Genomic DNA, 22,760 nt, shown 5'->3' on the forward strand with positions numbered 1-22,760 from the left:
TCCGCCACGTCGTCGCCACCGGCACCGCCTATCAGGAGATTCTGCACACCGCCAAGGAAGCGGGCAGCGACCTCATCGTCATCGGCGCCCATAAACCAGACCTCAAAGACTACCTCCTAGGCCCAAACGCAGCCCGCGTCGTAAGACACTCAACCGTCTCGGTCTACGTGGTCAGATAGATCAGGGTCTGGTGCAGCAGGAAACCACAAGAGCAGAACAAACCGATAAACCGTCAATCATCACCGGGAGGATTAACTGATGAGGACATTTTTGAGAACGAGTGCAGCGGTGGCCCTTGGGGTCATTGCGGGCACGGCCAGTGCGCAGGACCCCGCGCCAGAATATGGGTATGGCTGGGAGGACAAAGATTCGGTCACGGGCACCGAGTTCATGGTCTCTGCTGCCAACCCGATTGCCGCCAAGGCGGGCTATGATGTGCTGGCCGCGGGCGGTACCGCGGCAGATGCGATGATCGCCGTGCAGCTGATGCTGAACCTGGTCGAGCCGCAGTCGTCCGGCATAGGCGGTGGTGCGTTCCTGCTGTACTGGGACGCGGAATCCGAAACCCTGAACACCTTTGACGCGCGCGAAAAGGCTCCAGCCAAGGCGAAACCAGAGCGGTTCCTGAATGCCGAAGGCGAGAAGATCCCCTTTGCCGAGGCGATCTCGGGCGGGCAGGCTGTCGGTGTGCCCGGCATTCTGCGTCTGATGGAGGTGACCCATAACCTTTATGGCAAGAAAGACTGGGCCTCGCTGTTCCAGTCGACCATCGAACAGGCCGAGAACGGGTTTGAAGTTTCGCCGCGCATGGCGAACTCGATCCAGTCGACCATCGACCGCGAACGCTATCTGGACGTCTTCCCCGGCGCCAAGGAATATTTCTTCAACGAAGATGGCAGCCCGCTGGCTGAAGGCACCCTGCTGAAGAACCCAGATTTCGCCGAGACCCTGCGTATTCTGGCCGATCAAGGCGCGAATGCCTTCTATCACGGTCCGATTGCCGAAGATATCGTCGCTGCGGTGGATTCCACGTCGAAGGTGGAAAACAACATCACGCTGGAGGACATGGCCGCCTATCGCGTCAAGGTCCGTCCGGCCGTCTGCGCCGATTATCGCGGCTATGACGTCTGCGGCATGGGCCCGCCGACCTCGGGCGGTCTGACCGTCGGGCAGATTCTGGGTATCCTGAACAACTTTGATCTCAAGGGTACTGGCTGGAACGCCGAACTGGCGCATCTGTACGCCGAAGCCGCCAAGCTGGCCTATGCCGACCGTGCGCTTTATATGGCCGACAGCGACTTCGTCGACGTCCCGGTCAAAGGTCTGCTGGACAAGGACTACCTGAAACTGCGTTCGGAAATGATCGACCCGGCAGCGGCCAGTGAAAAGCGCTCGGCCGGTGAGCCGCCGCGCGATCACACCGCGCTGTTTGCGCCGTCGCAGAACCCCGATCGCCCCGGCACCAGCCATATCGTGATCCGCGACCAGTATGGCAACGCCCTGTCGATGACCACAACCATCGAGACCTTCTTTGGCAGCCGTGTCTTTGTGCGGGGCTTCCTGCTGAACAATGAGCTGACCGACTTTGACCGCGCGCCCAAGGATGGTGACCGCTGGGTGGCCAACAGGGTCGAGGGCGGCAAGCGTCCGCGCAGCTCGATGTCGCCGACCATCGTGATGAAGGATGGCGAGCCTTATCTGCTGATCGGCTCACCCGGTGGCAGCCGCATCATCAACTATGTGGCCAAGACCATCATCGCGGTCCTCGACTGGGACATGGACCCGCAGGACGCCATCGAAACGGGGCACTTCGTGCACCGCAATGGATCGAGCATGGAGGTGGAACAGGAAACCGCCGCTGCCGATTTCCTCGACGCGCTGGCCGCGAAGGGGCATGAGGTCAAGGCTGCCGACCTGAACTCGGGTCTGCATGCGATCCTGATCAAGGATGGTCAATTGATCGGTGCCGCCGACCCCCGCCGCGAAGGCGTGGCTCTGGGGCAGTAACCTCACAGAACCGGATCGCGGCGGCTCGGTTGGGCCGCCGCTTTCATTTCAGCAAATAGAATTAACACCACATTCCGGAGCCGTCCCAATGAACCGAGAACATCTGATCCTGCAACGCGCCATTGAAGACCGGCTTCTGGACAGCGAAAGCACTGTGCTGGGCTTCATGGATCTGGATGGTCTGGCCAAATCCATTGACGATCTGATCGCCGCGTTCCCTGATAATTTCCAGCACACCTTCGCGGTCAAGGCGAACTCACTGCGCCATGTGCTGATGAAAATCTCTCATTGCGGCATCGGGGCTGAGGTTGCCAGCCCCGGAGAGCTGACCATGGCGCAATCGGCCGGGTTCGACATTCGCAAGATCATCTTCGATTCCCCAGCCAAGACGATGGACGACCTGCGGCAGTGCCTGAAGCATTCTATCGCGTTCAATCTGGACAATGAACAGGAACTGGAGCGGGTGGCCACGCTGATCGAGGATTATCCCAATTCCGAGGCCATTATCGGCTTCCGGATCAACCCCCAGATCGGCTCGGGTGCGATTTCCTCGACCAGCACGGCGACCAATACCTCGAAATTCGGCTATCCCATCGGGGATGAGGGCAACCGCGAAAAGCTGATCGATTATTACCTGAAATATCCGTGGCTGACCTCGATCCACACTCATGCCGGATCGCAGGGCTGCCCGCTGGAACTGATGGCGCAGGGGATCGGCGAACTGGTCGCTGTGGCCGAAGAGATCAATGCGCGCAAGGGCGAACAGCAGATCACCCGGCTGGATATCGGGGGTGGGTTGCCGGTCAACTTTGCCTCGCCCGAGGTCAAGCCGACCTTTGCCGAGTATGCCGAGGTGCTGCGCCAGCACGTGCCGCTGCTGTTCACCGGGAAATACACGGTGAAAACCGAATTTGGCCGCGCGATTGCCGCCAAGAACGGGTTCATGGCGACCCGCGTGGAATACACCAAGAACGCCGGAGGGCGGCACATCGCAACCACCCATGCCGGCGCGCAGATCATGACGCGCACGGCGTTCCTGCCTGCCGCATGGCCCATTCGGGTCGAAGGTTTCACACCCGATGGAGAACTGAAAACCGAAGACAAAGTGCATACCGACGTGGCCGGACCCTGCTGTTTCGCCGCCGATCTGGTGGCCAAAGAGGTGCTGATCCCCCGTCTTGACCCCAATGATTATGTGGCGATCTATGACACCGGTGCGTACTATTTCAGCAACCATTTCGACTATAACAGCCTGCCCCGCATCGCTGTATATGGCGTCAGCAGCAAGTCCGACGGGTTGTCGATCGAACTGATCCGCAGGGCAGAGACGCTTAGCGAGGTGGTTTCGAATATGTCGTAGCGCGGCTGACGGTCCGTGTGCGCAAAGACCTTGGCGATCAATTCGGTTTATCTTTGATACATTGAAACAAAGGTGGCCGATCGCGTCAGGGAATCGGATTTCGCAGGTACCGTCAGTGTGAGAACGTGTATCGACATCAGGCGGACGATTCTGTTCAGGATCCGACCGCCAACAGAAATTGAATGGCGGCCAGCCGCCGCTGGGAGAGTGCAATGACAAAAACTGAAAACCCCGCTTTCGATCAATTGCTGGACGAAGTTCGCGCCATCGCTTCGGCGCGGTTGGACAAAACGGACTGCGACGATTTCCTGACCGCACTGGATTTGCTGTATGGCCGATCATCGTTCGAAGACCTGCAGGGCCGGACAGCGGAAGAGGTTTATGGCGCGTCCCTGGCGCTGTGGAAATTTGCGGCGCATAAACCATCGGGCGAGGCGCGCGTGCGGATGTACAACCCTCGCATGGCGGAACATGGGTGGGAATGCGCCCACACCGTTCTGGAAATCGTCAATGACGACATGCCGTTCCTTGTCGACTCGGTCACATCTTTCCTGGCCGGGCAGGGCTTATCGATCCACTCCCTGATCCACCCGCTCCTGCGGGTCAAACGGGCCTCCGACGGCACACGGGTCGGTGCGCCCGGCGCATCCGATGCCAAATGTATGGTCGAGTCGATGATTCAGGTTCAGATCGACCAGATCGGGGATCAGGCGCAGATTGATCGGCTTGAGGCCGAGGTCGCCCAGATCATGAAGGATGTGCGCGTTTCGGTCGAGGATTGGCAGCCCATCATGGAGCGTCTGGGCGCCGTGAACGAGATGCTAAAAGGCAATGCCCCCAAGAAATCCAAGGCAGTCACGGCTGAGGTTGTCGAATTCCTGGACTGGCTGGCGCAAAACCACTTCACCTTTCTGGGATACCGCGAATATGCGGCCGACGGAAAGACCGGCGCAATGCGTCAGGTCGGCAAGAGTGCGCTTGGCCTGATGCGCGATCCGGACTTTACCGTGCTGCGCGACCTGAATGGCGATTTCACCGACCGCTCGCCCGAGATGGATGCCTTTGCCAGCGACATCTCCCCGCTGATGATCATCAAGGCGAACCGCCGCTCGACCGTTCACCGCGCGACTCATTTTGATCTGATCGGGGTCAAGCAGTTCGACGGGAAAGGAAAACAGACCGGTGAGCATGTGTTCATCGGGCATTTTACCGCCGCTGCCTATAACCGCAGCCCCAAGTCGATTCCCCTGCTGCGGCAAAAGGTCGAACGCGTCATCGAACGCTCCGGCTTTACCCCGGACAGCCACGACGGCAAAGCCCTGACGCATGTGTTGGGGACCTACCCGCGTGACGAGCTGTTTCAGAGTTCTGATGACCAGATGTTCGAAAACGCCATCAACGCGCTGCACCTGACCATCCGTCCAAGATCGCGGCTGTTGCTGCGCCCGGACCGGTTCGGGCGGTTCGTGTCCTGCCTCGTCTACGTCCCGCGCGAGCGCTATAATACCGAGTTGCGGACCAAGATCGGCGACATTCTCGCAGAAGAGTTCGAAGGCCGTGTGGCCACATGGGAACCCGCCTTTGACGAGGTTCTGGCACGGGTGCATTACGTCATCGCGCTCAGCGGCAAGGTCGCCTCGAAGGAAGAGGCCGCCGCGCTCGAGGCGCGGATCATCGACGCGGTGCGCAGCTGGGGCGATCACCTTCATGACGCGCTGGTTGAACGCAAGGGCGAATCCAAAGGCAACAGGCTGCATGCGCTCTACAGCGATGGGTTTGCGGTGTCCTATCGGGACGAGTTTCAGGCCGTCTCGGCCGTGTCCGACATTGACAAGATGGAGCAGTTGACCGGTGAAACCGACCTGGTGCTGAAGTTCTACCGCAGGCTGGAAGACCCCGAGCACAGCGTGCGTTTCAAACTGTATAAGCGCGGGCCATCCGTGCCGCTGTCTGATTGTCTTCCGATCCTCGAAAACCTCGGGTTTCGCATTCTGGCCGAGCATCCGTTCCGGATTGACCGAGGTGACGAAACCATCTGGATTCACGACTTTCATATGCAGTCGTCGGACGGGCAGGGTATCGACGTCACTGCCGTCCGCAGCAATCTTGAGGAGGCCTTCTCGTCGCTCTGGGCCGGAAATGCTGATGACGATCCACTGAACCGGCTGGTGCTGGTTGCCGGTCTGTCGATCCGTGAAACTGCGCTGTTGCGGGCCTATGGCGGATACCTGCGTCAGGCACGGATTCCGTACTCGGTGCCCTATATGCAGGACGCCCTGATCGCCAATCCCGACATTGCGCGCAAGCTGGTGAACCTGTTTCAGGCCCTGTTTGATCCGGATGTTTCGGCCGATGCCGACGCGCGGGACAAGGCGACAGACGAGATCGCCGCAGATATCGAAAGCATGCTGGAGCAGGTCGCAAGCCTCGACTTCGACCAGATCCTGCGCCGGTTCCGTAACGCGATGCAGGCGACGCTGCGCACCAACTATTTCCAACCCGATGCTGATGGTCGCGACAAATCTTACATGTCGTTCAAGTTCGATTGTTCCAAACTGGACGAACTGCCGCTGCCGCGCCCGTGGCGCGAGATTTTTGTCTACTCGACCTCGGTCGAAGGGGTGCATTTGCGCTATGGCTCGGTGGCGCGCGGCGGATTGCGCTGGTCCGACCGCAAGGAAGATTACCGGACCGAGGTGCTGGGGCTGGTAAAGGCGCAGCAGGTCAAGAATGCGGTTATCGTGCCGGTCGGCTCGAAGGGCGGGTTCCTGCCCAAGACCCTGCCCGCCGGTGGCACCCGCGAAGAGGTGATGGCCGAGGCGGTGCGCTGTTACCGGATTTTCCTGTCCGGCATGCTGGACATCACCGACAATATTTCGGGTTCCGATATCATCCCGCCCAACGCCGTTGTGCGCCGCGATCCCGACGACCCCTATTTGGTTGTCGCCGCCGACAAGGGAACGGCGACGTTTTCAGACTATGCCAACGCGTTGGCCACGGAATACGGGTTCTGGCTGGGCGACGCCTTCGCCTCGGGCGGCTCGAACGGATATGACCACAAGGGCATGGGGATCACCGCCAAAGGCGGATGGGAGGCCGTGAAGCGCCATTTCCGCGAGTTGGATCACGACACCCAGACGCAGCCCTTTACGGTCATCGGCTGTGGGGACATGTCGGGGGATGTGTTCGGCAACGGGATGCTGTTGTCGGACCAGATCAAACTGGTCGCCGCTTTCGACCACCGCGACATTTTCATCGACCCGACCCCCGACCCGGCGATCAGCTTTGCCGAGCGCAAGCGGTTGTTCGAACTGCCGCGTTCGAGCTGGGAATCCTATGATTCCAAGCTGATCTCAAAAGGCGGCGGTGTATTCTCGCGGTCGTCCAAGTCTATCAAGCTGACGCCCGAGATCAGAAAGCTGACTGGGCTGGACGACAAAACTGTCACTCCGTTTGAACTGATCCGTGCCTTGCTGAAATCGCAGGCCGACCTGATGTGGTTCGGCGGGATCGGCACCTATATCAAAAGTGCCGCTGAATCCCACGCCGATACCGGCGATCGGGCCAACGACCAGATCCGGGTCAACGCCAACGAAGTACGGGTGCGGGTGATCGGCGAGGGCGCCAATCTTGGCGTTAGCCAAATGGGCCGTATTCAGCTGGCTCAGGGTGGCGTCAAGATCAACAACGACGCTGTCGACAACTCGGCCGGGGTGGATTGTTCGGACCATGAGGTCAATATCAAGATTGCCCTTGGTGCCGTCGTCGATGCAGGCGACATGACAGAAAAGCAGCGCAACACGCTGCTGGCCGAGATGACCGACGAGGTCAGCGAGCTGGTGCTGAAGACCAATTATCACCAGACCCTCGCAATCTCGCTGGATGAGGCCGCTGCCCCGGCGCTGCTCGACAACCATGTCCGGTTCATGGAGGGGCTGGAGGCCGAAGGCAAGCTGGACCGCGCGGTCGAGTATCTGCCCGATGAGGAAGAAATCGCCGAACGCCGCGCCGCCGGTCGGGGCCTGACCCGGCCAGAGATCGCCGTGCTTGTCGCCTATGCCAAGAACGACATCTTCTCGGATCTGGTGAAGTCGGATGTGCTTGACGACCCGTATATGGAACGGTTCCTGATCGAATATATGCCGACCCCACTGCGAACGGCACATCCTGAGGTTCTGCGCAACCACCGCCTGCGGCGCGAGATCATCGCGACCGTGGTCGTCAATATGCTGGTCAACGAAATCGGCCCGACTTTCTGCGCGCGCCTGCGCGAAGATACCGGCGCGACCGTGGGCGAAATCGTCAAGGCATTCATCATCGACCGCGAGATTTTCGGCCTTGCCGAAACCGCCGCCGAGGTCAACGCGCTGGACAACAAGCTTGCGGCAGATGTGCAGATCGAAATTCACCGCGCGCTGTCGGAAATGCTTGCCGCCCAGTGCCAGCGGCTGATCAAGAACAATGTCCGTTCGATTGGCGATGCAATTGCGGTCTATCAGCCGGGCATCGCCGAAATCGCGTCGGTGGCCGAAGCAACGGTCAGCGCGTTTTCGCTGGAACGCCTCAAGCAGCGGACGGATGAGTTGCTGAAAAAGGGCACTCCGGACGATCTGGCCTCGAAAGTTGCGACGCTTGAGCTGTTGGGCGGCGCGATGGACATCTTTGATGTCTCGGAACGCTTGCAGCTTGAGGTACGCGATGTGGCTGCCAGCTATTTCGCAACCGGGGCCCGGTTCAGCCTCGACTGGTTGCGGTCGCGTGCCAGAAGCGTTGCCGTTGGCGATCATTGGGAACGGGTCGCGCTTGCCCGTCTGATGTCGGATATCCGGGTGCATCAGTCCAACATTGCTGCCGCTGCGCTGGTGCTGTCCGGGGCGAATTCCGGCCAGGAAAGTGTTGCCCATTGGGTGGATCAGAACGGGGATTTGGTGCAACGCACGGACCGGCTGATTGCCGAACTGCGCTCAGGTGGCGCGCTGAGCGTGTCCAAGCTGGCGGTTGCGTCCTCGCATTTCGCGTTGCTGGCGACCTGAGTTCGGGTCTGCCCGAGACCAGACAAAAAAGGACCGGGCTTGTGCGAAGCCCGGTCCTTGGGTTGACGCCATTGGCCGAAGCCGGGCGTCGGGGGATCAGGAAATCTCGCCCATGCAGAGATATTTGATCTCGAGGAAGTCCTCGGTGCCATATTTCGAGCCTTCACGGCCCAGGCCGGACTGTTTGACGCCGCCAAAGGGCGCGACCTCGGTCGAGATCAGGCCCGTGTTGATGCCGACCATGCCCGACTCCAGCCCTTCGGCCACGCGCCAGACGCGCGCCAGATCACGGCTGTAGAAATACGAGGCCAGACCGAATTCACTGTCATTGGCCATGGCGACCACGTCGTCCTCGTCTTCGAACTTGAACAGGGGCGCGACGGGGCCGAAGGTTTCATCCTTTGCCACAACCATGTCGCTTGTCACCCCGGTCAGAACGGTGGGCTCGAAGAACGTGCCGCCCAGATCGGACCGCTTGCCGCCCAGTGTGACCTTGGCGCCTTTGGAAACCGCGTCCGAGATATGCTCCTCGACCTTGGCAACCGCTGCGTCGTTGATCAGCGGGCCGGTGGTCACACCGTCGCCGAAGCCGTCTCCGACGTTCAGCGCCTTGGTCTTCTCGGCCAGCTTGGCGGCGAATTCGTCATAAACGCCCGCCTGCACATAGATGCGGTTGGCACAAACGCAGGTCTGGCCGTTGTTGCGGAACTTGGCGATCATGGCGCCGTCCACGGCGGCATCTACATCAGCGTCGTCAAAGACGATGAACGGCGCGTTGCCGCCTAGTTCGAGGCTCATCTTCTTGATGGTGCCCGCTGCCTGACGCATCAGAATCTGGCCCACGCGGGTGGAGCCGGTGAAGGTGATCTTGGCAACCTTGTCATTGGTGCAAAGCTCATTGCCCACGCCGGAACTGTCAGTGCCGGGGATCACGTTGAACACACCCGCCGGGATGCCCGCACGTTCCCCCAGCACGGCCATCGCCAGCGCCGACAGCGGCGTCAGAGTTGCGGGCCGTGCCACAAAGGTACAGCCCACCGCCAGCGCGGGGCCGACTTTGCGCGCAATCATCGCGTTGGGGAAGTTCCATGGTGTGATCGAACCGACCACGCCCACCGGCTGTTTCAGCACCACGATGCGTTTGTCGCGCTGGTGGCCGGGGATGACGTCGCCGTAAATGCGCTTGGCCTCTTCCGAGAACCACTCGATGAAAGACGCACCGTACAGGATTTCCCCGCGCGCCTCGGCCCAGGGTTTGCCCATCTCGGCGGTCAGGATGGTGGCCAGATCGTCGGCGTTTTCCACCATCAGATCGAACCACTTGCGCAGGATCGCGCCGCGTTCCTTGCCGGTGTGTGCGGCCCAGTCTTTCTTGGCCGCGTAAGCCGCATCAATGGTCTGCGCGGTGCCCTCGATGCTGACATCGGTCACGTTGGCGATCAGATCGCCCGTGGCGGGGTTGTGGACCGGGAAGGTCGCTTCGCCTTCGACCCATGCGCCGTTGATATAGGCGCGGGTTTCCAGAAGGCTGGGATCTTTCAGCTCCAGCTTGGTCACTTTGGTATCCAGCATGTTCAGGCTCCTTTGGCAGCGTCGACCGAGGCTTCGAGGATATCCATCGCCTCGGCGAAGATCTCGTCCTGCACCGTCAGCGGCGCGAGGAAACGGATTACGTTCCCATATACGCCACAGGTCAGCAGGATCAATCCGCGCTTGAGCGCCTCGGCGCGCACGGCATTGGCCATCTCGGGGTTCGGGGCGCTGCCATCGGTGGTGTTGAACTCGGCGGCGATCATGAAGCCGGGGCCGCGGATGTCGACGATTTCGGGCGTGCGGGCGCGGATCGATTCCAGACGCTGTTTCAGACGCGAGCCCATCTCGTTGGCGCGGGCGCACAGGTCTTCTTCTTCGATCACATCCATCACCGCATGGGCCGCAGCGATGCCCAGAGGGTTGCCGCCATAGGTGCCACCCAGACCGCCGGGTTGTGCGGCGTCCATCAGGTCGGCGCGACCGGTGACAGCGGCCAGAGGCAGACCGCCCGCCAGACCTTTGGCCATGGTGGTGATGTCGGCGGCCACGTCATAGGCATCCATCGCAAACAGGTTGCCGGTGCGGGCGAAACCTGTCTGCACTTCGTCAGCAATCAGAACGATGCCATGTTCGTCACACAGCGCGCGCAACCCGCGCATCAGTTCGGCAGGGGCGGGGTAGAAGCCGCCTTCGCCTTGAACCGGCTCGATGATGATGGCGGCCACGCGGCCCGGGTCCAGATCGGCCTTGAACAGCTTGGTCAGCGCACCCAGCGAATCCTCGGTCGAGGTGCCGTGCAGTTCGACGGGGAAGGGCACGTGATAGGTGTCGGGCATCATCGCACCAAAGCCTGCTTTGTAAGGCTGCACCTTGCCGGTCAGGGACATGCCCATGAAGGTGCGGCCGTGGAAACCACCGCCAAAGGCGATCACGGCAGGGCGGCCGGTGGCCGCGCGGGCGATCTTGACGGCGTTCTCAACCGCTTCGGCACCGGTGGTCACAAAGACGGTCTTCTTTGTGAAATCGCCGGGCACCTTCTCGTTCAGGCGCTCGGCCAGACGGATGTAATTTTCATAGGGCAGAACCTGATGGCAGGTATGGGTGAAGTTCGCGGCCTGCGTCGTGACCGCCTCCATCACCTTAGGGTGGCAATGCCCGGTATTCACAACGGCGATGCCAGCGGCGAAATCGATATAGCGCTTGCCCTCGACGTCCCACACCTCGGAGTTCGCGGCGCGGTCCACATAGACCTGTGTCTGCATCCCCACGCCCTGCGCGATCGAGGTGTTGCGGCGTTCAGCAATCTGAGCATTCAGCATCTTGCGTCCTTTCGGGTTACCGGGCGTGCGCGCCCGCAAATCTGACCGCGTGACTGTAGTGCCCACAGCCCCGAACGAAAGCCTGTTTCTTGTGAATCATAACCCCTTGATTTACGGTCTCGGCACCCCTCAAGTGATGCGGATAGTGAACATGAAGAACGCCAATCAGGATGATCTGACCCTTGGATTGCGCTTGCGGACCCTGCGAGAACGCGCGGGCCTGTCGCAGCGGGCGCTGGCCAAGAAGTCGGATGTGCCGAACTCGACGATCTCGCTGATCGAGTCGGGTAAGATGAACCCTTCGGTCGGGGCGTTGCGGCGGATTTTGCAGGGCATTCCGATCAGCATGTCCGATTTCTTTTCCTTCGAGATCGAAAGCGAACAGACCGTGTTCTACGCCGCCGAGGACCTGACCGAGATCGGTAAGGGCGGGCTGTCGCTGCGGCAGGTGGGCTCGAACCTCTATGGCCGCGCGATGATGATCCTGCAGGAGACCTATGATCTGGGCGCGGACACGGGCCGCGTAATGTACGGGCACGAGGCCGAAGAGGGCGGCATCGTGATCTCGGGAAGGGTCGAGGTGACGGTGGGTGATCAGCGCAAAGTGCTGGGGCCGGGGGATGCCTATTACTTTGACAGTCGCACGCCGCACCGCTTCCGGCAGGTGGGCCCGGAAAAATGCCGCATCGTCAGCGCCTGTACCCCACCGACATTCTGACCTTCAGCGCGGAAATCCCAGCACTATGCATCATAGTGTTGCAATATCCACCAAGTTGATCCACAGTATGATTCATAGTGCGGGACTTTTCCCGCATATTCCAACGGGCGACCCCCGCCCTATTCGGAGATTTGAGCTATGAAAAAGAAGCCTGCCACCCTGCCCCGCGGCTATCGCACCTGCACCGCATCGCTTGCTGTCGCAGACGTTCCTGCAGCGCTGGCCTTTTATGAAAAAGCCTTTGATGCAACGATTCAGGCCTATGACGCGGAAGAGGCCCCCGGTTTTGCCGCCATCAAGATCGGCAACTCGATGCTGTTCGTGACCGCCGGCTGGGGCGCGCATGTTCCGACCGTTCCGGGCACTGTCATTCCGGTTGGCCATCACATGTATGTCGAAGACGCCGACGCGGCACTTGCGACCGCTCTGGACAATGGCGCGACCCTGATTGCAGACGCAAACGACACCTATTGGGGTGAGCGCTGCGCCACCGTTGCGGACCCGTTTGGCCATATCTGGACGCTGGCGACGCGGATCGAGAACCTGAAATCCGAGGATATCAGCGAACGCCGCAAGGCGCTGTTTCAGGCGATTCAGGATCAGGACGCTGAGGCCGTGGTTGAGGCCGCTGAGGCGGCTGAACAGACCGAGGCTGCGTGATCCCGTCAGAGGTTGATCAGAAGGCGGATCGTGGGGTACCGGAATGGGTGTGTTCTTTAACAGGCAAATCATGAACGACGCACCCTTTCCCACTTTCACGATCCGTCAGAACGATCTGGCCATTCTTGCCGCCGAAAACCGTATCGGAGATTATCCGGTCGCTGTGCGCACCGCGCGCGAGGTGGTCAGCGGCGGTTTTGCCAATCAGTCGGCGCATCCCAACACCTGGACGGTCTACTTTCTGGTCGATGGCCAGTGGGCGCTGGTCGAATCCACGCGCGGCCTGCGCCGGGAATGGTCCAGTCTGGACCGGTTGGAGAAATGGCTGCGCAGTTGTGGCTTCCGGTTCTTCTGGGTGCGCAACGATATCGACTTTGTGGAAACGCCCGGCGAAGACCTGGCCGAGGAATAGGCCGGATAACTCAACCGCCCGGTGACAGCGGGCTTGCGCGAACACGCGGTTTTATGTTCCGATGAAGAACGCCGGATCACCACGGCAGTCGCAATCGGCAAGAAAAAAGAGAAGAAACGAAAAATGACCCCCTTTGCGATAACCGGAATCCAGATGCATGTCGGCGCCATGCATTCGAATGTCGAGGCGATGCTGCACCGGATCGATGTGATGATGGCGCGGTTCCCCTGGACCCAGATGGCCCTGTTCAGCGAACTGGCGCCCTATGGACCGCTCGACCGGTTTGCCCAGCCTTTCCCCAATGACGACCTGTCGCGCTTTCAGGACGCGGCGCGGCGCTATGGCATCTGGCTGATCCCCGGCTCGATGTTCGAAAAGCACGAGGACGGGCGGATTTTCAATACGTCTGTGGTCATCAACCCGGATGGTGAGATCGTCTCGAAATACTCGAAGATGTTCCCGTTCAAGCCCTATGAGCAGAGTATCTCGTCGGGCACCGATTTCTGCATCTTTGATGTACCGGATGTGGGCCGGTTCGGCCTGTCGATCTGCTATGACATCTGGTTCCCCGAAACCACGCGGCACCTGACCAGTCAGGGGGTCGAGGTGCTGCTGCACCCGGTCCTGACCGGCACCACCGACCGCGAGGCCGAGCTGTCGATCGCCAAAGCCACCGCCGCGCAGTTCCAGTGTTACGTGTTCGATGTGAACGGGCTGGCCGCGGGCGGCGTAGGCCGTTCGCTGGTGGTCGATCCGTCCGCCACCGTGCTGCACCAGTCTGCCGGACAGGAAGATATCTTCCCCATCGAGATCGACCTCGATCAGGTCCGCCGCCAGCGCGAGGTCGGGCTGAAAGGTCTGGGTCAGGTCCTCAAAAGCTTCCGCGACCGCGAGGCGGATTTCCCCGTCTATGACCGTAACAGCGGTGCAGATGCCTATCTGCACACGCTTGGCCCGCTGCGCATTCCGCAGAAGGGCGACGTGGCAGGCGTTGCCGCATCCGACCCCAGAACGGCGCTGGGATACAGCGAAGACGCCGCGAAAAAGCCCGATAACCTCTATCTCTACAAAGGGCGCTCAGGGACAGACTGATACCAGCGCAGCATTTCGGTATCGGCAGAAAGGACATTGATTTCATGCACGGTTTATCCGACAGCGAAAAGCTCCACACCATCTCGGACTATTACAGCGCCTCGCAACTGAGGGCGGACAGATGGAGCGCGCTGCGGGAAACGGCGGAATCGCTGGATCAGGGTGGCCACGACAAAGACCGGGACCGCGCGCGGCAGCTGCTTCAGGCGCTGGCCCCGATCGAGATGTACTTCGCCTTTCCGGGCGGATCTGCTTTCGACTATTTGCGCCGGTTGCTGGATCACGGCAATTTCGCCGATTTCTCGACTGCCGTGCGCCGGGTGTCGCGGGCGCTGACTTCGGGGGCGTATCGCCGTCGCTCGATCCCGCTGATCGCGGATGAAACCGAAAGCGATGAGTTCGAGGACGAATCCGCCCAAAGCCTTGAGGCCCGCACCTTAGGCCGGCCCTATTTCGAGGTAATGATCGTCGACAACGTCAACGAACATCAGGAAAGGTTCCTGCAAACCAGCCTGCAACGGATGCGCCGCAGCGAAGATCCGTTCATCTACGAGACCGTCGTTGTCCCCAGTGTCGAGGACGCGCTGATCGGGGTACTGTTCAACCAGAATGTGCAGGCCGTCATCGTCCGTCCCGGCCTGAGCCTGAAATCCAGAAACGAAACCAACGTTCTGGGCCGTTATGTCAGCCTTTATGGCGAAGGGGCCGATCTGGATGCGCTGTCGCCTTCGGAATACGGCCCCGAAACCTGCCGCCGCATCGGCAAGCTGCGGCCCGAGTTGGATGCCTATCTGATCACCGACCGGTCCGCCGAGGATATCGCGGGGCTTGATCTGGGTCTGTGCCGACGGGTGTTCTATAATCAGGAAGACTTTCTGGAACTGCACCTGAACATCCTGCGCGGGGTGCAACGGCGCTACAAAACGCCGTTCTTCACCGCGCTGAAAGAATACTCCAAGCAGCCCACCGGCGTTTTCCACGCGATGCCGATCAGCCGCGGCAAGTCGATCAGCCGCAGCCACTGGATTCAGGACATGGGGGCATTTTACGGGTCGAACATCTTCATGGCCGAAACCTCGGCCACCTCGGGCGGGCTGGATTCGCTGCTGGAACCCAAAGGCCCGATCAAAGAGGCGCAAGAGGCCGCCGCCCGCGCCTTCGGCTCAAAACAGACCTTCTTTGCCACCAACGGCACCTCGACCTGCAACAAGATCGTGGTGCAGGCGCTGGTGCGCCCCGGAGACATCGTTCTGGTCGACCGCGACTGCCACAAATCGCACCACTACGGCATGGTTCTGGCAGGCGCGAGCGTTGTCTACATGGACAGCTATCCGCTGCATGACTACTCGATGTACGGCGCGGTGCCGATCCGCGAAATCAAGCATAAGCTGCTAAGCCTCAAGGCCGAGGGCAAGCTGGATCAGGTGCGTATGGTGCTGCTGACCAACTGCACCTTTGACGGCATCGTCTACAACGTCCAGCGGGTGATGCAGGAATGTCTGGCGATCAAGAAAGACCTTGTATTCCTGTGGGATGAGGCCTGGTTCGGCTATGCCCGTTTCGCCCCCAACACCCGCGTGCGCACCGCCATGCGCTCGGCCAACCTGCTGCGCGACAAGTTCCGCACCGCTGAGCACGCCGAGGCTTACGCCGCCCAGCAGGCCGAACTGGAAGGCGCGGATGACGAGACCCTGCTGAACACCCGCCTGATCGCACCGCCCGACGCGCGGGTGCGGGTCTATGCCACGCAATCGACGCACAAGACGCTGACTGCGTTGCGGCAGGGCTCGATGATCCACGTCAACGACCAGCAGTTCAAAGGCGCGGTCGAAGAGGCCTTTCACGAGGCCTACATGACCCACACTTCGACCTCGCCCAACTATCAGATCATCGCCTCGCTGGATGTGGGGCGTCGGCAGGTCGAGATCGAAGGGTATGAGTTCGTCCAACGGCAGGTCGAAAGCGCCATGGCGATCCGCCGGGCGGTGACGACCCATCCGCTGCTCAGGAAATACTTCCGGCTGGTCACCGCAGGCGACATGATCCCCGAGGAATACCGCGAAAGCGGCATGACCAGCTATTTCGATCCTGATCAGGGCTGGGCAGACGTCTGGGATTGCTGGGCCAAGGACGAATTCGTTCTGGATGCCACCCGCATCACCCTGCATGTGGGCGCGACAGGCTGGGACGGGGATACGTTCAAGACCAAGATCCTGATGGATAAATACGGCATCCAGATCAACAAGACCTCGCGCAATACCGTGCTGTTCATGACCAATATCGGCACCACGCGCAGTTCGGTCGCCTATCTGATCGAGGTGCTGGTCGAGATCGCCAAGGAACTGGACGATCTGATGGACGACGCGTCCAAGATGGAAAAGCGCGCCTTCGAAAAACGCGTCAAGAACCTCAGCGAACACGTCCCACCGCTGCCTGATTTCAGCCGCTTCCACGACGCGTTCCGCTGTGTTGACGGCACCGAGGCCGGTGATATCCGCACCGCGTTCTTCCTGTCTTATGACGAGGATAATTGCGATTACGTGGAGCCCGACAAGAACATGCTGGATCGGCTGGAAGCAGGCGAGGAAATGGTCTCGGCCACTTTTGTGATCCCATATCCGCCGGGCTTTCCCATTCTGGTGCCGGGGCAGGTGATCAGCCCTGAGATTCTGAAATTCATGCAAGAGCTCGACGTGTCGGAAATCCACGGTTTCCGCGCCGATCTGGGCCTGCGCATTTTCACTGAAGACGCTTTGAAATCAGTCAAGAAAACATAAGGGACTGGGAGGACCATATGCCAAAGAAGGTGCTGAAGAACATCTCGGAAATCCGCCGGTATTTCCACACCAACAAGGACCCGATCTATTTCGTGTCGGCGACCAATTTCAACCTGTTGGGGCTGGATGAATGGGTGATGAATTTCACCTATATCTGCTACATGGATTGCTTTGACGGGCGGCATCCGAACGTGTTCGTGCCTTCCGAGATGCCGCATGACGAATTCCAATCGATCGAGGACATCAACAACTATCTGCTGCAGCACAAAGAGGTCATCGACCTGATCAAGCGGCGCGGCGGCAAACCCAAGTTTGTGTTCCTGATGTTTGACGAGACGACCGAGAAGCTGGTCAAGGAACTGGGCGGTCAGCTGTGGTTCCCCAAAGCCAAGCTGCGCACCAAATGCGATAACAAGATCGAAACGGTCCGTATTGGCAACAAGGCGGGTGTGCCTTCGGTGCCCAACACTCTGAGTGTGGTCAAAAGCTATGATCACCTGCAGAAAATCTGCGACAAGGCCGGGCTGGGCCACGATCTGGTGCTGCAATCGGCCTTTGGCGACAGCGGCCACACCACGTTCTTCATCAAGTCCGAGGCGGATTTCAACAAGCACAAGGACGAGATCGTCGGCGAGGGCGAGATCAAGATCATGAAGCGGATCGATTGTCGCGGCGCGGCGATCGAGGCCTGTGCGACATCCGAAGGCACGATTGTGGGCCCGCTGATGACCGAGCTTGTGGGTTTCAAGGAACTCACCCCCTATCGCGGCGGTTGGTGTGGCAACGAAATCTTTTCGACCGCATTCCCACCCAAGGCCCGCGAGCAGGCGCGGCAATTGACGTTCCAGTTTGGCGAGGAACTCCGCAAATCCGGCTATCGCGGCTATTTCGAGCTCGACTTTCTGATCGACAAGAAGACCGGAGAGCTTTGGCTGGGTGAGTTGAACCCCCGTATCACCGGGGCCAGTTCGATGACCAACCACGCGGCTTTTGCCCATGCGGATGCGCCTTTGTTCCTGTTCCACTTGCTCGAATTCTCAAAGAAGCCCTTCCAACTGGATGTCGAAGAACTGAACGCCCGCTGGGCCGACCCGGACATGATCGACAGCTGGTCGCAGATGGTGATCAAGCACACCGATGACAGCGTCGACCGCATCACGCAGGCGCCGCAATCGGGCATCTACAGGATGCTGGAAGATGGCCGCGTGGTGTTCGACCGCTTCGACTATCACCGCCGCGCAGTGGGCGAGAACGAGGCGTTCTTCCTGCGCATTTCGAATGTCGGCGACTACCGCTATGAAGGGGCCGATCTGGGCATTCTGGTGACCCGAGGCCGGTCGATGACCAAGGGCTTCAAGCTGACCGAAACCTCGAAGAAATGGATACACGGCATCACTTCGGCCTACGCAGCAGAGCCGCTGCCTGCGGCGCAGCCGATGGAAGACCCCGCGTTCAAAATCATGTAGAAAGCCCCATGGCGCTTGTTTTTCGCTCATTTGACGAGGAACAGCCCGGTCCCAAGCTGGCCGGGCTGTTTGCCGAATACTGGCCCGCCTACCGCAAATGGTGGGCGAAAGAGGGGTATTCGGCGCGCCCCACCTACCGCGAATGTTTGCGCGCGTTGCAAAAGCACATGCCCGAGATTGTGCCGCTGTATGAACAGGTCGTCGAACTGGTCGGCGGCAGCGACAGTCAGGCGCGGTTTCTCAGCTTCTACTGCCCGCCGAAATATCTGTCGGGTTGCAGTCAGGCGATCTGGCGCGGCAAGGCGCCGTTTCTGGTGCGCAATTATGACTACCACCCGAAAACCTTCGACGCCGCTGTGCTGAAAACCCGCTGGGACGGGCGCGGTGTGATCGGGATGAGCGACGGCATTCTGGGCCTGCTCGACGGTATCAACGATGCGGGCCTCACGGTCTCCCTGACCTTCGGCGGACGGCGCGAGGTGGGCGACGGGTTCGGCGTACCTTTGATCCTGCGCTATGTGCTGCAGACCTGCGAGACCACCGCCCAGGCAGTTGATGCGCTCTGCCGCATCCCCTGCCACATGAGTTACAACGTCACCGTTCTGGACGCGAAATATAACCACAGTACGGTATATCTCGCCCCCGATCGGCATCCGCAAATCTCGGACGTGCCGGTGGCGACGAACCATCAGGGCCATGTGGAATGGTCCAAGCACGCGCGGTTCACAGCGACCGTCGAACGCGAACGCTTCCTGCTGAACCGCCTGAACCAACACCCCGAAAGCGAGAAACGGTTCATCGAAGCGTTCTTGCGCCCTCCATTGTATTCAACCGCTTTCAAATCGGGTTTCGGAACGCTTTACACAGCAGTTTACCGGCCAGCAAAAAAACAACTGGAATTATTGTGGCCAGGAGCAACCTGGGATCTTTCATTCAATAGTTTTGATGAAATTGAATACAGCATTCGTCTACCTGAGCAGGAACTTTCCTAGACACCTTGCAGGTGTCCTTAAGGCAGGATGCTGGTTCTATCCTTTTTTTGGGCACATCCCCAACTGTATCGGTGAGTCGGTCAAACGCATTGCCCCTAAGGTTGGAATCAGCAGAGTTTTTGAGCAGCTTGGCGACGAAATCAGCATCTCGCTGATCCCGCGCTTGGACGGGTCCAGGGATATGTCGATGGACAGCTCGCCGTTAATCGACTGCACGGATATCCACCGCGCCAGTAGTTGCGTGCAAAGCATTTGAGAATATCCGGGATCGACCCACGCACTGTTGCCGCAGTTGCGCTCAACCAAAGAGATTGTTGACCTATAGCCCATTCGGAACTCAATATGGTTGCGCGTCAGCTTCGCTGCGATCCGTAGTGAACTTGCGGGCGGCGGATAGGCCGGAGAACTACGGGGGGGGGGGGAGCATGACTGCCAACGTGGAGACCCTTTTTACCGAAAGCGACGGCCTCTCCATCGCCTATCAGGTTTGGGGCGATGGACCGCGCGATCTCGTGTTGGTCCCCGGCATGATCTCGCATCTGGAAGCGTCTATGGAGCATCCGGGCTATCTGCAGTGGATGACGACTCTCGGCTCGGTTGGAAGGCTGGTTACTTTCGATAAGCGCGGAAACGGTATGTCCGACCGCATTCAGGGAACACCAACCCTTGAAGAGCGCATGATGGATATTGAATCGGTGATGGATGCCACCGGCATGGCCTCAGCCACGATCATTGCTTTCTCCGAAGGTGCTTCACTTGCCTGTGTCTATGCCGCGATGCGCCCCGAGCGCGTTGAACGCCTGGCCCTTTGCGGCGGGTACGCTCAAGGCCGTTTAACTCGTGGCTATCTGACACCTGAAAGCCTTGAAATTGCATTGACCCAGTTTCGCGAAAACTGGGGGAAGCCCTACAAACCTCACCCATTTTCTGAATTCGGCCCAAGTCAGGACGATGCCGAGGCTCAGGAAGCCTGGGCGCATTTTCAACGGATGAGCGCGACTCCCATCACAGTTGCCAACCTGTTTGAATTGGCAGCGTGGATCGATATCCGGGAATTGCTGCCTTCTATTTCCCAATCCACATTGGTCATTCATCGCGAAACCGAAGAAGCGAACGGGGCAGATTGTGCCCGGGATTTTCTGCGTTTGATGCCCTCGACTGAATACAAAACCGTACCGGGCCACGAGCATGTGCCGTGGGAAGGTGATGTGGAAAGCTATGCGGCCGCGATCATTGAGTTCGTAACCGGCGCGGCCCCGGTGACGAACCAACCCACACGCACCCTTGCCACTGTCCTTTTCTCAGATCTGGTCGATTCCACCTCGCAACAAGCCCGGATCGGTGATGACAGTTGGCGCGACCTGATGAACCGCCACGACGATATCTGCGCAAACCAGATCTCCCGCCATGGCGGCCATCTTGTGAAATTCACCGGCGATGGTGTGCTGGCGACGTTCAACTCCCCGACCAGCGCGCTCGCCTGCGCTGGATCTGTGCGAGAAGCCTTGTCTGCAATTGACTTAAACGCACGCTTCGGCGCGCATACTGGTGAGATTGAAATTCGTGGCGACGATATCAGTGGTCTTGGCGTAGTCGTGGCCGCGCGCGTGATGGGCCAAGCCAAGGACGGACAAGTTCTGGCTTCCGATCTTACCCGCCAACTGATGCTTGGTGCACCGTTCCAGTTTCAAGACTGCGGTGAACACGAGTTGAAAGGCGTCCCAAACACTTGGCGACTGCACGCGGTCAGCCCCGCGAATTAAACAACTCGATGCACCGGCGCGGCCCTGCTTGTCTTTGCCGCGAGAAAAGGAGCATTCGCTTTGGGGCTCTTTCCGGGCTTCGGCGACTGTGCAGCATCCGATCAGTGTCCTCGCTGAGCCTGAGCACAGACGGCCCAGACCGGTCATTGAGCGTCGGCAACCAATGCTGCGATTGCAGCCGGCTATCTGGTAGAGCGAAGATGATTGCCGTTTGAAATGCATTGAGAGCGCACGAAAACGAAAGTGGGTTAGCCTGGTTAGGCACCGTTCTGCCGTTGGACCTGATGCAGCATCCTATTCAGCGAAGCATATTTGTTTGAATAACGGCAAACGTACTCGCCTGTCTATGAGGGTTTTGCGTTCGGCAGGTGCTGCAGATCAATGAAACCTATCAATCAGCCGCATCACGATTGGCGCGCCGAGGATGACAAGGACCATACGAAACACGTGGTGGGCGACCACGAAGGCTACATCTGCACCGACAATCAACGCCAGCACTGCCATCTCGGCCTGACCGCCCGGTGCGAAGGCCAGCAAGGCCTCGCGGCCGGGTGCGAGGTCAAAGATAATCGCGAACTCGACCAATCCGAAGGTCAATGCGATCAGGACCACGCAGAAACCCGCCCCGGCCACAAGGTCACGCTGAACTTCGGCGCGCGTCACGCCCGAGTATTTTGCACCCACGGTCAGACCGATGAAGAACTGCGCCAGCCAGATTGCCTCGGCAGGTGGGCGAAAATGCAGCAACCCGGTCAGGGCCGCAATCGCTGCCGCAATCATCGGACCCAGAATTGAGGCGCCAAATAGCCCGACCCGTTCCGCGATGCGCCAGCCCGCAATGGCGCAGAAAAGCATGATCAGCAATTCCTGCGGCGGGATCGACGCAGCGGGTGCACCGGGTGGGTTGCTGAGGTCGACATCCCAGATGATCTCAAGAATGAACGGCAGAGCCGTCACGATCAGCAGAACCCGGGTTGCGTGAATCAGGGACAAGGTCCGCACGTTGCCACCAGCCTCTTCACCGAAAACCAGCATGTCCTGAAGCCCGCCGGGCATCGCGGCATAATAAGCTGTCGGCATGTCATAGCCCCAGACCCGCCGGAAATAGGGTACCCCGATCACTCCGATCAAAATCACGCTGACCGGAATCATCGCCAATGTGGACCACATGGATGGGAAACTCGCCAGAACCGAGGGTGTCAGGGTTGCACCAACCGCAACCCCCAGAATGGTCCGCATGGTTTTGTTCACAACCGCGATCCCGCGCAGCCGCATCCCGAACGCTGCGGCTGTGAGACAGGCAAAGATGGGACCCAGCAACCAGGGCAATGGCAGATGCAGAACATGAAACCCGGCCACGCCAGCAAGGCCAACTACGAAGGTCAGAACGACGGTCATCGCTGGTGTTTCACGGGCGTTCTCATGACCTTTCTGCCTTTCAAAACCATGACTTCGGGAACGCGAGATCGGTTTCCCGCTTCATCCCCAACTGCCAGTTAACCTCTAACCTGCGGTGGAATGAATACTTGCAAGCCAGGTGATGTCATCGAAACAACGGTGTGAGGGCTGCAAGCGAACTCAGGTCTGCGATGCCTTGCGACTGGGCGTAGAGGTCACCGGCATTTTCA

The 22,760-nt window shown here is 59.7% G+C and carries 15 protein-coding genes; 12 read left to right on the top strand and 3 right to left on the bottom strand.

The window, feature by feature from the left end:
* From ACR0DO_RS18675 to ACR0DO_RS18690, 4 genes are all read left to right on the top strand, one after another.
* The coding region (locus ACR0DO_RS18675; protein WP_480560014.1) for a universal stress protein at positions 1-179 on the top strand (179 nt) is incomplete at its 5' end.
* 79 nt (positions 180-258) lie between these two features.
* A complete protein-coding gene (gene ggt, locus ACR0DO_RS18680) occupies positions 259-2,007 on the top strand; it encodes a gamma-glutamyltransferase (RefSeq protein ID WP_480560966.1) in 1,749 nt (582 codons plus the stop codon).
* 88 nt (positions 2,008-2,095) lie between these two features.
* Positions 2,096-3,367, top strand: coding sequence for a type III PLP-dependent enzyme domain-containing protein (locus tag ACR0DO_RS18685; protein ID WP_480560967.1), 1,272 nt, complete (start codon positions 2,096-2,098; stop codon positions 3,365-3,367).
* Between the two features lie 212 nt (positions 3,368-3,579).
* The gene (locus ACR0DO_RS18690) at positions 3,580-8,400 is read left to right on the top strand and encodes an NAD-glutamate dehydrogenase (RefSeq protein ID WP_480560968.1); all 4,821 of its coding nucleotides are present in this window, start codon (positions 3,580-3,582) and stop codon (positions 8,398-8,400) included.
* Between the two features lie 96 nt (positions 8,401-8,496).
* Here the strand turns inward: ACR0DO_RS18690 and ACR0DO_RS18695 are convergent, their stop codons facing one another.
* Both ACR0DO_RS18695 and ACR0DO_RS18700 read right to left on the bottom strand, forming a co-directional pair.
* A complete protein-coding gene (locus ACR0DO_RS18695; protein ID WP_480560969.1) occupies positions 8,497-9,972 on the bottom strand; it encodes an NAD-dependent succinate-semialdehyde dehydrogenase in 1,476 nt (491 codons plus the stop codon).
* Positions 9,973-9,974: 2 nt separating this feature from the next.
* Positions 9,975-11,252 (bottom strand): 4-aminobutyrate--2-oxoglutarate transaminase, encoded by a 1,278-nt coding sequence (locus ACR0DO_RS18700; protein WP_170449054.1) that lies wholly within the window; start codon positions 11,250-11,252, stop codon positions 9,975-9,977.
* 151 nt (positions 11,253-11,403) lie between these two features.
* On the opposite strand from ACR0DO_RS18700, the gene ACR0DO_RS18705 reads away from it, so the two are divergent.
* The 8 genes from ACR0DO_RS18705 to ACR0DO_RS18740 all read left to right on the top strand — a co-directional run bounded on the left by ACR0DO_RS18705 (position 11,404) and on the right by ACR0DO_RS18740 (position 21,132).
* Positions 11,404-11,970 (top strand): cupin domain-containing protein, encoded by a 567-nt coding sequence (locus ACR0DO_RS18705; RefSeq protein ID WP_170674640.1) that lies wholly within the window; start codon positions 11,404-11,406, stop codon positions 11,968-11,970.
* A 138-nt stretch (positions 11,971-12,108) separates the two neighbouring features.
* The gene (locus ACR0DO_RS18710; RefSeq protein WP_480560970.1) at positions 12,109-12,630 is read left to right on the top strand and encodes a VOC family protein; all 522 of its coding nucleotides are present in this window, start codon (positions 12,109-12,111) and stop codon (positions 12,628-12,630) included.
* Positions 12,631-12,700: 70 nt separating this feature from the next.
* Positions 12,701-13,042 (top strand): hypothetical protein, encoded by a 342-nt coding sequence (locus ACR0DO_RS18715; RefSeq protein WP_480560971.1) that lies wholly within the window; start codon positions 12,701-12,703, stop codon positions 13,040-13,042.
* 123 nt (positions 13,043-13,165) lie between these two features.
* Positions 13,166-14,134: a carbon-nitrogen hydrolase family protein gene (locus ACR0DO_RS18720; RefSeq protein ID WP_480560972.1), complete on the top strand. Its 969-nt coding sequence runs from the start codon at positions 13,166-13,168 to the stop codon at positions 14,132-14,134.
* 44 nt (positions 14,135-14,178) lie between these two features.
* Complete coding sequence (locus ACR0DO_RS18725; protein ID WP_480560973.1) at positions 14,179-16,911, top strand: aminotransferase class I/II-fold pyridoxal phosphate-dependent enzyme; 2,733 nt, start codon at positions 14,179-14,181, stop codon at positions 16,909-16,911.
* A gap of 17 nt (positions 16,912-16,928) precedes the next feature.
* On the top strand, positions 16,929-18,377 hold the full coding sequence (locus tag ACR0DO_RS18730) for a biotin carboxylase (RefSeq protein WP_480560974.1): 1,449 nt from the start codon (positions 16,929-16,931) through the stop codon (positions 18,375-18,377).
* 8 nt (positions 18,378-18,385) lie between these two features.
* On the top strand, positions 18,386-19,369 hold the full coding sequence (locus ACR0DO_RS18735; protein WP_170674728.1) for a C45 family autoproteolytic acyltransferase/hydrolase: 984 nt from the start codon (positions 18,386-18,388) through the stop codon (positions 19,367-19,369).
* A gap of 425 nt (positions 19,370-19,794) precedes the next feature.
* Positions 19,795-21,132, top strand: a complete 1,338-nt coding sequence (locus tag ACR0DO_RS18740) for an adenylate/guanylate cyclase domain-containing protein (RefSeq protein ID WP_480560975.1) — start codon at positions 19,795-19,797, stop codon at positions 21,130-21,132.
* Positions 21,133-21,510: 378 nt separating this feature from the next.
* Here the strand turns inward: ACR0DO_RS18740 and ACR0DO_RS18745 are convergent, their stop codons facing one another.
* Complete coding sequence (locus tag ACR0DO_RS18745; protein WP_480560976.1) at positions 21,511-22,530, bottom strand: AbrB family transcriptional regulator; 1,020 nt, start codon at positions 22,528-22,530, stop codon at positions 21,511-21,513.
* Positions 22,531-22,760: the final 230 nt, after the last annotated feature.

Source organism: Ruegeria sp. AM9, from assembly GCF_056540565.1.